The following is a 12942-nucleotide window of genomic DNA, read 5'->3' on the forward strand; positions in this document are numbered from 1 at the left end:
AAAAACAAGGCTTAGCTATGAAAAATCTTTGTATCATCCCTGCTCGTGGTGGATCAAAAAGAATTCCTAGAAAAAATATCATTGATTTTCTAGGAAAACCTTTAATCGCTTATAGCATAGAAAATGCTTTAAATTCGGGTATTTTTGATGAAATAGTGCTTTCAAGCGATGATGAAGAGATCATAGAAGCAGCCTTAAAATACGGTGCAAAAGCTCCATTTGTGCGTGATAAAAATTTAAGCGATGATTATGCTTCAAGCACTGCTGTAGTGCAAAATGCCATAGAAATTTTACAAAGTCAAAATCAAATTTATGATCATGTCTGTTGTCTTTATGCTACTGCTCCATTAATTAGCAGTGAAATTTTAAAAAAAGCTTTTGAGAAATTTTTAGAAAATGAAAGCAAGTTTTTATTTGCCGCCACTGAATTTGAGTATCCTATACAAAGGGCTTTTCATCTAAATGAGAACAATCAAGTTTATATGTTTGATGAAAAACATTATAAAAGTCGCTCACAAGACTTAACAAAAGCTTATCATGATGCAGGGGCTTTTTATTTTGGTACAAGTAAAGCTTGGCTTGAAGAAGATTTTATATTTAAACCTCATTCTAGTGTATTTGTATTGCCAAGAAATTTAGTTTGCGATATAGACACCATGCAAGATTTAGAATTTGCAAAAATACTTTATAAGGCAAATCATGAAAGTTCTTATTAGAAGTGATAGCTCCATTCATATAGGTTTTGGTCATATTAAAAGAGATCTAGTCTTAGCTAAACAATACGATGATGTAAGTTTTGCTTGTTTGCCTTTAGAAGGCTCTTTGATCGATGAAATTCCTTATCCTGTTTATGAGCTTAGTAGCGAAAGTATCTACGAGCTTATCAATCTCATCAAAGAAAAAAAATTTGAACTTCTTATCATTGATCACTATGGCATCAGCGTAGATGATGAAAAGCTGATCAAGCTTGAAACAGGGGTGAAAATCTTAAGCTTTGATGATGAGATAAAGCCTCATTATTGTGACATTTTACTCAATGTCAATGCTTACTCAAAAGCAAGTGATTATGAAGGTTTAGTACCTTTTAAATGCGAAGTAAGATGTGGTTTTTCTTATGCTTTAATCAGGGAAGAATTTTATCAAGAGGCCAAAGAAAATAGAGAAAAAAAATATGATTTTTTCATTTGCATGGGTGGAACTGATATAAAAAACCTTTCTATCAGTCTTGCTTCTGATTTACCTAGGAATAAAAAAATTGCTATCGCCACAAGCTCGTCAAATCCCAATCTTGCAAAACTTGAAAAATTTATAAAAGATCATGAAAATATCAAACTTTTTATAGATGAAAATCTAGCAAAGCTTATGAATGAAAGCAATAAACTCATCATCAGCGCAAGCTCTTTAGTCAATGAAGCTTTAATACTAAAGGCTAAATTTAAAGCCATTTGCTTAGCTAAAAACCAAGAAAAACTAGCCAATTGGCTAGCTCAAAAAGGCTATGAAGTGGAGTATAGGCATTGATAAAACTTAAAAATTTCACAGAACTTAATTCTCAAGAAATAAAGCTGATTTTTAAATGGCGTAATCACCCCGATATCAGTCAATTTATGAAAACAAAACATATCGATTTTGAAGAACATTTAAGATTTTTAAAAAATTTACATCAAGATTCTAATAAAAAATATTTTTTAGTTTTTCAAGATGAACAGATTATCGGTGTGATTGATTTTGTCAATATCACAACTAAATCTTGTGAATTTGGACTTTATGCAAAACCTGATTTAAAAGGCGTAGGACAAATTTTAATGAATGAAATCAAAAAATACGCTTTTGAAATTTTAAAAGTAAATACTCTTAAAGCTTATGTTTTTAAAAATAATCACAAAGCTTTAAAATTATATCAACAAAATCATTTTACTTTTTATGATGAAGATAAAGATTTTTACTATGTTTGCCTAAAGCAATCTCACTGCAAAACCTTGCTTAGCTAATTCTTCTTTTACATCTTTAGGGGTGTACTTAGAAAAATGAAAAATATAAGCCCCAGCTAAAGCATCAGCACCCAAATTTAAAGCTTTAACTCCATCACTTGGATTGCTAAGTCCTCCATTGATAACAAGAGGAATTTTAAGTTTATTTTGAAAGATCTTTAAAAGCTCTAAATCATAACCCTTTGCTTTTCCCTCAAAATCCACAGAAGTTAAAAGAAGCTCTCCAGCACCTTTTTTTTCATATTCTAAAGCAAGTTCTAAAGGATTTTTTTCAAGTAAATTTCCCCTATCATAAACACAAAGTTGATCTCCTTTTCTTTTAACATCTATAGAACAAACTATACATTGAGAACCAAAACGATTTGCCGCTTTACTTATAAAATCTTTATCTTCTAAGGCTTTAGAATTGATAGAAATTTTATCCGCACCTAAATTTAAAATCTTTTGTATATCTTCAAGAGTTTTTATCCCACCACCTATAGTTAAGGGCATAAAACATTCTTTAGCAAGATCTTCTATACTTTCAAAGTCTATCTCACCACTTTTTGAAGCATCTATATCTAAGATAATAAGTTCATCAACATTACGTGCATTATAAATTCGCATCGTTGAAGTTAAGTGCCCTATAGTACGAAAATCTTTAAATTCTATACTTTTAACAAGTTGAGAATTTTTTAATAACACACAAGGAATAATTCTAGTTTTTAACATTTAAAGCCTTATAAAATTTTCCAAAAGTTTTAAGCCTAAATTTTGACTTTTTTCAGGATGAAACTGCGTCGCAAAAATATGATCTTTTTGTAAAGATGCGACAAATTTATGGCCGTATTGCGCTTTAGCACTTATAAACTCATCCTTGCATTTCACATAAAAAGAATGCACAAAATAAAAATCACTCTTATCTTCTATACCTTGATATAAAGGCTCTTGTTTTAAAATTTCAAGCTCATTCCAACCCATATGTGGGATTTTTAAATTTAAATCCTCTTCAAATTTGACTACTTCACCTTCTATAAAACCAAGTCCTTCGCAAACTCCACCTTCATAGCCCCTTTCTAAAAAAAGCTGCATTCCCAAACAAATGCCTAAAATAGGTTTTTTTTGCACCAAAACTTGCTCTTTTAAAGCTTCTATAAAACCAAGTTCTTTTAAATTTTTCATCGCTTCTTTAAAAGATCCCACTCCAGGTAAAAGCAATTTATCGGCTTTTTGCAAATCTTTTGGATTCTTAGCTATGAAATTTGTAGCTCCTATTTTTTCAAAAGCCTTAGCAACTGAGTTTAAATTTCCTGCCTTGTAATCAATGAGCGCTATCATTTTAAAACACACTCGTCTTTTCTTACCAAAGAACCATCATAATCTCTTATAAATTTACCATTTTCATCGCGTTTAAAGATTTTTTTATTGGTAAAAGAATCTACGATTTTTTGAAATTCTTCTTCACTAAAACCGCTAAATTCAAGGTATTTTTTAATAGCCTTTTTAGGGGGTTTGCCATCGTATTTTTGCACCAAACGCACCCCTTCTTCACGACTGATATAACCTAAACGAATATCCAAACAAGCATTATCCGTTGCTCTACCAAAGCCGTATTTGCAGTATTTTAAATAATCATGCACATGATTAGAATAACAATCTAAATTTTCAAAATTTTCATAAGTAGTCTCAACAGGATGATCTAGAGTTGAAAAACCATATTTTTTAGAAATTTCAAGAATTTTTTTATAATCCCATTTAAAATAATACCCTAAAAATAGTCCCGTAACCCCTACTTTTTGAAGTTCTTCATCGCTTGGATAAGTATATAAAAACAAATCTTTTTCAGTGATGCCATTTACCCCAAGCATATCAGAAGCACGATTTCCTAAAAGCCCGCCAAATTCTTCAAGCCACTCTCTGCCTAAAATATTTTTATTTTTACTACTCGCAGGACCACCATACTCTATCTGCGGACTTTCTCCCCAGATGATCAAAGGCACTCCAAAATTTACCGCTATGCGTGGAACAGAAGTAAAAATTCCCAAATGGTTTTGCCACTCATTATCCCCTGTTCTTATAAAAGCTTCACGAGCAAGTTTTTGATAAACTTTTGGATCACGCTTGATATGGATCAAATCCACGCCAAGATGATTTAAATTTTCTAAATTGTTACGCCCTATTTTCGTAGGCACACTAGGCTCAAAACACACACACAAAGGATTAAGTCCAAGTTCAAGCATTTTAACCACTTGAAAAGTAGAATCTTTTCCACCACTTACTCCGATAACACAGTCATAAACAGGATGTTTTTTGTATTTTTTTATAAGCTCAAAAAATTCTTTTTCTCTTTCTTGCCAATTAATATTTTGATTTTTAGCTTCTTGAGAACGACAAGCATCACAAACTCCATCTTCATCAAAATGTAAGTCAGGCTTAGTATCTGGCATCACACATTTTTTACAGAATTTCATAAATTTCCTTTAATTAGTCTTAAATGTATATATCGTTATAATTAAATTTTATTTTATGATTTTATATATTTATATTATATAAAAATTAAAAAATGAGTGAATTTTATGATTTAAATCCCTATGGCATTTTTTGAATAAAACCAAGCAAAATCATAACAAAGTCGTAATATTTATATAATATAATTATATATCATTTTTAGTAGGAAATTTACCAAAGAAAGAAAAGTATGCAAATAGGAAATTTTAACACCGATAAAAAGGTTTTTATCATCGCAGAACTGAGTGCAAATCACGCAGGAAGTCTTGAAATGGCACTTAAAAGCATAAAAGCAGCCAAAAAAGCAGGTGCTGATGCGATAAAAATCCAAACTTACACTGCAGATAGTCTTACGCTCAATAGCGACAAAAAAGATTTCATCATCAAAGGAGGGCTTTGGGATAAAAGAAAACTTTATGAGCTTTACGAAAGTGCAAAAACTCCTTATGAATGGCATTCTCAAATCTTTGAAACCGCACAAAATGAAGGTATACTTTGTTTTTCAAGTCCTTTTGCTAAAGAAGATTTAGAATTTCTAAAACGCTTTGATCCTATAGCTTATAAAATCGCTTCTTTTGAAGCTAATGATGAAAATTTCGTGCGTTTAATCGCCAAAGAAAAAAAACCTACCATCGTTTCAACGGGCATTGCTACAGAAGAAGAACTTTTTAAAATCTGTGAAATTTTCAAAGAAGAAAAAAATTCTGATTTAATCTTTTTAAAATGTACTTCAGCTTATCCTGCTGCCATAGAAGATATGAATTTAAAAGCTATGGTAAGTTTAAAAGAAAAATTTAATGTTGAAGTAGGACTAAGTGATCATAGTTTTGGCTCTTTAGCTCCCATTATAGCAGTAGCACTTGGAGCTAGAGTGATAGAAAAACATTTTATGTTGGATAAAAATATAGAAAGTGAAGACAGTAAATTTAGTCTTGATTTTGATGAATTTAAAGCTATGGTAGATGCGGTTAGACAGACCGAAAGTGCTTTAGGCAATGGCAAGTTGGACTTAGATGAAAAAGCTCTTAAAAACCGTGTTTTTGCAAGAAGTTTATATGCAAGCAAGGATATCAAAAAAGGTGAAATGTTCAGCGAAGAAAATGTAAAATCCGTGCGTCCTTCTTTTGGACTACATCCTAAATTTTATCAAGAAATTCTAGGAAAAAAAGCTACTAAAGATATAAAATTTGGCGATGCTTTAAAAGAAAGTGATTTTAGATGAATAAAAATCTTTTTTTAAAAAACACTCAAGCCTTATTTGAAGTTGATCAAATTTTAGCGTATAAATTACGTGCTTTAAAAAAAAACGATTTTAAAATACAGCAAAATGAAAATGGAATCAATTTTATAAAAGATGATATTACGCTTTATAAAAATCCTAATCAAGAGCTTTTAGAAAATTTAACTCTTTTTAAAAGCGAGTATGAAAAATATCCTGTATTATTTTTCTATGGTTTTGGAAATGGTATGTTTTACAAAGCCTTATGTGAAAATAAAAACCATAAACACATCATCGTTTTTGAAGATGAGCTAGAAATTTTAGCTCTTGCTTTACATCTTTTTGATTTTAGTAAAGAATTAAAAAATGAAAAATTAATACTTTTTCATACCCCAAATATCACTACTGCACAACTTACAACACTTTTTATGTATGAATACATACAAAAAAGTGTGAAAATTTTTAATCTTTTTATATATAGCGATTTTTATCTTAAATTCTATACTCATCAAATACAAGAACTTAACAAAAAGCTTATTGAAAATATTCGCTTTATCGTTTTAGCTAAAGGAAATGATCCTTATGATTCTATTATCGGTATCAAACACATGCTTAATAATCTTCCTAAACTTTTAAACCATGGAATTTTTCAAAATTTTTTAAAAGAAAGAAAACAAAAAGTTAAAAACGCCATCATTGTTTCAACAGGACCTAGCTTAACCAAACAATTGCCTTTACTAAAAAAGTATGCAAATAAAGCCACTATATTTTGTGCTGATAGCGCTTATCCTATTTTAGCAAAGCATGGTATAAAACCTGATTATGTTTGCATGTTAGAAAGAGATGATATAGTTTCTAAGTGTTTTGATAATGATTTTAAAGAATTTGATAAAGGAATTTTGTTTATCCTAGCTTCGGTAGTTCATAAAGAAGTTATTGAATTTCTTGAAAGAAATAATAGAGAATATATGCTAGTACATCGTCCTTTGCACTTTGCTGTATCTTTAAATCTTAAAGAATTTGGTTATATTGGAGTTGGAGCAAGTGTTGCTAATATGGCTTATGAACTAGCTGCAAGTCTAAGGCATGAAAATATCATTTTCATAGGGCAAGACTTAGCTTACGCAGAAGATGGAAGCTCTCATCCAAGCGAGCATATCTATGGAAATGAAGGAGAGAAAATACGCGGTGAAGTTTATACGCTTGCTTATGGAGGAGAAAAACAAGTAAGAACTCAACTCACTTGGAACTTGTTCCGACAAGCATTTGAAAAAGATATTTTCTGGGCAAAAGAAAAATTAAAAATCAACACCTATAATTGTACCGAAGGGGGTGCTAGGATAGAAGGAACCATAGAAAAACCCTTTAAAGGAACATGTGAAACTTTACTTAAAGAAAATCTTAAAAAACCATTTGACAAACCTAAAATTTTAGAAAACAATGAGACAAAAAATAAATTTTTACAAACTCAAAAATTGCTAATTAAAAATGTCGAACAAAGTGAAAAATTTATAAAGAAATGTCAAAATGAACTAAAAAAACTTGACTTTGAACTTGGCAAATCTCAACTTAATTTACAAGCTCTAATAAAAATTAAGCAAAACCTTTTAATTTTTTTTAAGGATTTTAAAAGATTAAAACTTTTCAATGAGCTCACTCAAGCTATATATTATCATAACGAATGCGAAATTATGCATTACGAAGTTTTAAATGATCTAGAACAAAACAAAAAAATTAAAGACTTTTTAACCAGTCAAAAAACATGGTGGTTACAAAGCTTTGAGTATTTAAATACTCAAAACCAAATCATAAAAGAAGCTTTAAAAAAATACAAAAATGACGATATTTCATAAATAAAAGGAAAAATTATGAAATTTAATCAAAATCAAATTAAACTTTTTAATAGAAATATCAACGCTTTAAACAATGCTGTTTTAAAGGAAAGTTTAAAACAAATTAAATCAAGTAAATTTGAACTTATTTTAGGCAAAGATAATCTTGATATAAATTTAAAAAATACAAGCGATAACACCTTTCTTTATAAAAATGCTATAGATGAATTAAACTCCATGCTTAATATTTATAATGATAAATATCTACTTTATCCTGTATTATACTTTTATGGTTTTGGAAATGGGATTTTATTTAAAGCCTTACTTCAAAATAAAAATCACCAACATATAGTTGTTTTTGAAAAAGAATTAGAAATTATCAAGATCATGCTTCATCTTATGGATTTTTCACAAGAATTAAAAAAAAATAAACTTATAATACTTGATGTTAATTCCTTAGAATTTCAAGATTATTATGACTTATGTTCAAGCAATCCTTTCTTTCAATTTTCAAGAACTTATTTTCTAGAACTTAGTAGCGATTATTATGAAAAAGATAAAGAAAAAATATTAAATTTAAATAATAATCTTATGGATAAATTTAAAAATGCTGTACTTTTAAAAGGTAATGATTCCAAAGATATTCTACAAGGTATAGAGCAACTTATCTATAATCTTCCTAAAATGATCACTCATACTGCTTACCAAGATTTACTCAAAAAAAGAGAAAATCTTAGTGATACTGCTATTATCGTTTCAACAGGACCTTCTCTTACCAAACAACTTCCTATTTTGAAAAAATACGCAAATAAAGCAACAATCATATCAGCAGATTCTTCTTATCCTATTTTATCAAAACATGATATCAAACCTGATTACGTTGTATCTTTAGAAAGAATTTTATTAACCTCAGAATTTTTTAATAATAATTTTGGTGATTTTGATAAGGATATTTTATTTATCACAACTCATTTAACCCATCCTCAAACTATAAAAAATTTAGAAAAAAATAATAGAAATTTTATGTTAGCTTATAGAGGTTCTGAATTTATAAAATACTTAAAAATTAAAAATTTTGGAGAACTATCTGAAGGACATAGTGTAGCAAATGTAGCTTATGGACTAGCTGTATTTTTAAGACACAAAAATATTATTTTCATAGGACAAGATTTAGCTTATTCTAATGATGGGCTTTCTCATACAAAAGATTATAGAAATCTTAACAAACATAAAGGTCATTATGAAAGAGACTTTGGACATTTTAGAACCATAGCTTATGGAGGAGTAGGTTTTGTGGAAAGCTCTTTTTATTGGAGTTTATTTAGATTTTTTTTAGAAAAAAGAATTCATGAGGCTAATCAATTAGAACTTTGTAACACCTATAATTGCACCGAAGGTGGAGCTAGGATAGAAGGAGCTATAGAAAAACCATTTAAAGAAACATGTGAAACTTTGCTTAAAAACAATTTAAATAAAAATTTTCCTAAAATAGATCCATTAAGCAGTCATAAGCAAAATGAACTTTTATTAAAATGTTATTGCAAGATTATAAAAAGTATAAATCACTGCAAAACTTTTAAAAAAGAACTTTTAAAATCTTATAACCACATACAAGAAAGTTTTTCAAATCTAAATTTGATTTCAAATTTAGATGAAGGTAAAGAAATATTAAACTATCTTATCCAAGAAATAGACAAAATAAAATTCAAACTCGAAGATGAAAAAAATATGCTAGATTTATATGAAATTTTGGGTCCAATTCTAACTCAATTTGAACTTAATATAGCTAAAATTTATATCTTAAACCCAAAAACTTCAGAAGATTCTTATAAAAAATCTTTACTGTGGGTTAAAGAACATATAGAATTTTTTAAAATGATTTATACTCACATAGAAGCACAAGAAAAAGCTTTGATAAAAAATATCGCTCCTTTAGAAAATGAATTAACTCAAAGAAATTTAGAAAAATACAAAAGGAAAATAAATGCAAAATACAATTTTTAACAAAAATTTAAAAGCCATGAATGGCAAGGAATATGATGAACTTAAAGAAAAATTAGTCAAAATAAAAGAACTTAGAGAATTTTCCTATACTTTTGGAAAAGATAATTTAGATATCAATATCATTCAAAAAAGAAATTTAAAAACACTTTATAAAAACCCTTTAAGTGAACTGGAGAAAAAAATTGAATTTTTCAAAGATTATAAAAGATATCCGGCTTTATTTTTTTACGGTCTTGGAAATGGAATTTTATACAAAGCTTTACTTCAAAATGAAAATCATAAAAGAATAGTTATATTTGAAAAAGAAATTGAAATTATTTTTATAGTTTTAAATTTATTAGACTTCAGCGAAAATATAAGAAAAGGTAGATTTATTTTAATCCATACTCCAGAAATGACTTATGCAAAAGCAGATATTATTTTTTCTTTAAGTCCTATTGATCGCTTTTTTAAAACTTATAATTTACATTTACATTCTGATTTTTATAAAAACTACAAAGAAGATACTTTAAAAATTAATACTTTAAATTTAAAGGCTATTAAAAACATTAGCTTAAAAAAAGGTAATGATCCTAAAGATGCTATGCAAGGGATAGAACAATTTGTAAGAAATATCCCAAAAATGATCTCACATCCAAGTTATCAAACCTTGCTTAAAAAAAGAAGAAATACCAAAAATGAAAATGTGGCCATTATAGTTTCTACAGGGCCTAGTCTTGAAAAACAGCTTCCCTTACTTAAACAATATACAAATAAAGCAACTATTTTTTGTGCTGATAGTGCTTATGCTATACTAGCAAAACATAACATAAAGCCTGATTATGTTTGCATGATGGAAAGAGATGACATCACAGCAGAATGTTTTAATAATGATTTTAAAGATTTTGATAAAGGAATTACTTTTCTTGTAACTTCTTTAGTGCACAAAAATACAATTTCTTATCTTGAAAAAAACAAAAGATCCTATATCTTAGTCACTAGACCCTTGTCTTTTGCTAGCTCAGTAGAACTTAATGAATTTGGCTATATGAGCTGTGGTTTAAGCGTTGCTCATATGAACTATGAACTAGCTATCAATCTAAATTATAAAAACATTATTTTAATAGGACAAGATCTAGCTTACGCAAAAGATGGAAGTTCTCATTCAAAAGGCTTTATCCACGAAAAACTCCATGATGGACACCATCAAAGAGATTTTAACAAATATATGACTGTAGCTTATGGAGGAAAAGAAACAGTTCAAAGCTCTGAAGTTTGGACCATATTTAGAGAAATTTTTGAAAGCTTTATAGCATCAAACAAAGACAAAATAAAAACTTATAATTGCACCGAAGGTGGGGCTAGGATAGAAGGAGCTATAGAAAAACCATTTAAAGAAATGTGTGAAGCTTTACTTAAAAAAGAACTAAAAAAACCTTTTGTTAAAATTCCTAAACTTTCTAAAATTCAAAAAAACACCTTGATGCTAAAAGCCTATACAAAAATCAAAAAACAAATGAACTTAACACAAACTTTTTTAAAAGAATGCAAAAAAATCAAAAACCAATTAGTCTCTTTAAAAAGAGAAAAATCTAAACTTACCCTAGATCAAATCAATCAAAATCTAGATAAATTTAAAACTCGTTTAGATTCTAATCGCTATAATTTTTTGTTTGAAATTCTAGGCCCAACACTTCATCATGAAGAAGGTATTTTATCACCTTTGTATGTGCAAAGTATTCAAAATGAAAGTGAAAAACAAAACAAACTTTTTGCTTGGCTTTATGCTCATGAATCCTTAATCGAAAGTATTTATGAACTTACTAACACTCAAAATACCATCTTAAAAAAAGCTATCATTCCTTTACAAGATGAATTAGAAAAAAGAAATTTGATCTAAAGAGCAAAATTTTGCTCTTTAGAAAGATTATTGTAAAAGTTTTAAAACATTTTGTTGCACAGCATTTGCCTGACTCATAGCATATGAGCCTGATTGTGCAAGTATGTTATACTTAGAAAAATTCGCACTCTCACTTGCAAAGTCTACATCTCTTATGGTTGATTCTGCTGCTTTAACATTAACCTGGGTTACGGTGATGTTGTTTATAGTAACTTGAAGTTGATTTTGTACCGAACCAATGTCAGCTCTGATTTGATCAAGATTTGTTGTAGCAGTTTCAGCTATATCCATTACAGCCATAGCACCTTTAAGAGTAGTTACACCAGCACTCTTATCTACTGTTCCAGCTAAATTTCCTGCTGAAGTTTTTAAAGTAGCAAATTGAGAATTTCCTGAACCATCTGAAAAACCTGAACCTTTAGAAACAGTATAAACTGTGCTAGCTGTGGCCGCAGACATTGCAGAAAGAAGAACCAAAGAATCTGTCAACACAGCAGACATATTTTTTCCACTACCTACAGAAAATCCTGAACCTTGAGAAAAGCCATTAGAATCCATATAAGCAGATACAGAGCTATAACCAACAATAATTTGCTTTCCACCTCCAGCATAAGAGTTAAAGCCCATAGCATCAGCAACATTTGCATCAATTTGACCTTTAGACTCTCTTAAAGATACAGATGACTGAGAAATAAGATCAGTTGCTCCCATACCTATGGCACTAAGATTGGTTCCGCTTATGTTAATATCTCTACCATCATTTTTTACTAAAGATAATCTTCCGTAATTTTCTTTTTGTGTTCCTAAAATTCCAGCACCAACTCCTATATCTCCAGTGATTTTAATGCCTCTACCATCAGCCGAAGTAAGAACAAGCTTGCCATTTTCATCCTTAGAGGCTTGAACTCCAGTAGTATCTTTAACCGCATTGATAGCTGAGATTAACTGACCATTATTATCTCCGTCTTTATAAGAAATTTGACCAATTATAACCCCATTAATAGCAAAGTCTTGAGAAGTCGTTCCTGCTTTTATAGCATAAGCTCCTGTAGTTTTTACATCATAAGTTGCTCTAACTCCTGTTTTATCGGCACTTTTATTGATCTCTTCAGCTAAAGCTCCAAGTCCTGTTCCAACAGAGGTTGAAATCACCACACTATCAAATTTAAAATCTTCTAAACCATTATAGTTTTTTATAGTAAGTCCTACTACGCCTGAAGTAAAGCTTTGCGAACCTGTTTCAAATCTTGTAACACCGATTTTTGAAGACTGGGTTGGCCCAATGCTAGCTTTTATAGTTTGATTTGAACTTGAACCGATTTGAAATTCTTGATTGGTAAAATTTCCACTTAAAAGTTGTTTACCGTTAAATGAAGTTGTATTTGCGATATTATCCAATTCTTCCATTAAGCGGTTTATATCTGCTTGAAGCATGGTTCTTGTTTTTAAACTTTGACCATCTTGAGCTGCTTGAGTAGCTTTAGTTTTAATAGTATCTAAAATCTTAAGTTGCTCATCCATAGCCTTATC

At 29.4% G+C, this 12942-nt stretch carries 11 protein-coding genes; 7 read left to right on the plus strand and 4 right to left on the minus strand.

What is annotated here, in order from left to right:
- The first annotated feature begins 17 nt into the window (after window positions 1-17).
- The 3 genes from pseF to pseH are packed head-to-tail and all read left to right on the plus strand — an operon-like array spanning window position 18 to window position 1991.
- The gene (pseF, locus tag AJN69_RS00640; RefSeq protein WP_002880618.1) at window positions 18-716 is read left to right on the plus strand and encodes a pseudaminic acid cytidylyltransferase; all 699 of its coding nucleotides are present in this window, start codon (window positions 18-20) and stop codon (window positions 714-716) included.
- Window positions 700-1521, plus strand: coding sequence for a UDP-2,4-diacetamido-2,4,6-trideoxy-beta-L-altropyranose hydrolase (gene pseG, locus AJN69_RS00645; RefSeq protein ID WP_002880617.1), 822 nt, complete (start codon window positions 700-702; stop codon window positions 1519-1521). The genes pseF and pseG overlap by 17 nt, the downstream gene beginning before the upstream one ends.
- Window positions 1518-1991: a UDP-4-amino-4,6-dideoxy-N-acetyl-beta-L-altrosamine N-acetyltransferase gene (gene pseH / locus AJN69_RS00650; RefSeq protein ID WP_002880616.1), complete on the plus strand. Its 474-nt coding sequence runs from the start codon at window positions 1518-1520 to the stop codon at window positions 1989-1991. Before pseG ends, pseH begins: the two co-directional genes overlap by 4 nt.
- Here pseH and AJN69_RS00655 read toward each other — a convergent pair.
- The 3 genes from AJN69_RS00655 to pseA are packed head-to-tail and all read right to left on the minus strand — an operon-like array spanning window position 1956 to window position 4441.
- Window positions 1956-2702: a HisA/HisF-related TIM barrel protein gene (locus AJN69_RS00655; protein WP_002880615.1), complete on the minus strand. Its 747-nt coding sequence runs from the start codon at window positions 2700-2702 to the stop codon at window positions 1956-1958. The two genes, pseH and AJN69_RS00655, sit on opposite strands and share 36 nt — an antisense overlap.
- A complete protein-coding gene (gene hisH, locus AJN69_RS00660) occupies window positions 2703-3308 on the minus strand; it encodes an imidazole glycerol phosphate synthase subunit HisH (RefSeq protein ID WP_083262286.1) in 606 nt (201 codons plus the stop codon). It abuts the gene before it with no gap.
- Entirely contained in the window at window positions 3305-4441 is a 1137-nt protein-coding gene (gene pseA, locus AJN69_RS00665; RefSeq protein WP_002880613.1) for a pseudaminic acid biosynthesis protein PseA, read from the minus strand. The genes hisH and pseA overlap by 4 nt, the downstream gene beginning before the upstream one ends.
- Window positions 4442-4668: 227 nt before the next feature.
- Between pseA and pseI the strand changes: the two genes are divergently transcribed.
- Genes pseI through AJN69_RS00685 form a run of 4 tightly spaced genes read left to right on the plus strand, consistent with a single transcriptional unit; the run spans window position 4669 to window position 11412 of the window.
- Window positions 4669-5700 (plus strand): pseudaminic acid synthase, encoded by a 1032-nt coding sequence (gene pseI, locus AJN69_RS00670; protein ID WP_002880611.1) that lies wholly within the window; start codon window positions 4669-4671, stop codon window positions 5698-5700.
- Complete coding sequence (locus tag AJN69_RS00675) at window positions 5697-7550, plus strand: motility associated factor glycosyltransferase family protein (protein WP_002880610.1); 1854 nt, start codon at window positions 5697-5699, stop codon at window positions 7548-7550. Before pseI ends, AJN69_RS00675 begins: the two co-directional genes overlap by 4 nt.
- 15 nt (window positions 7551-7565) lie before the next feature.
- Window positions 7566-9533: a motility associated factor glycosyltransferase family protein gene (locus AJN69_RS00680; RefSeq protein ID WP_070287992.1), complete on the plus strand. Its 1968-nt coding sequence runs from the start codon at window positions 7566-7568 to the stop codon at window positions 9531-9533.
- Window positions 9514-11412, plus strand: a complete 1899-nt coding sequence (locus AJN69_RS00685) for a motility associated factor glycosyltransferase family protein (protein WP_070287990.1) — start codon at window positions 9514-9516, stop codon at window positions 11410-11412. Before AJN69_RS00680 ends, AJN69_RS00685 begins: the two co-directional genes overlap by 20 nt.
- Window positions 11413-11439: 27 nt before the next feature.
- On the opposite strand, the gene AJN69_RS00690 is transcribed toward AJN69_RS00685, so the two are convergent.
- Window positions 11440-12942 (minus strand): flagellin (locus tag AJN69_RS00690; RefSeq protein ID WP_070290177.1); only part of this gene is annotated, 1503 nt, incomplete at its 5' end.

It is taken from the genome of Campylobacter sp. BCW_4338, assembly GCF_001763255.1.
In the GTDB taxonomy this organism is placed as follows: Bacteria; Campylobacterota; Campylobacteria; order Campylobacterales; family Campylobacteraceae; genus Campylobacter_D; species Campylobacter_D jejuni.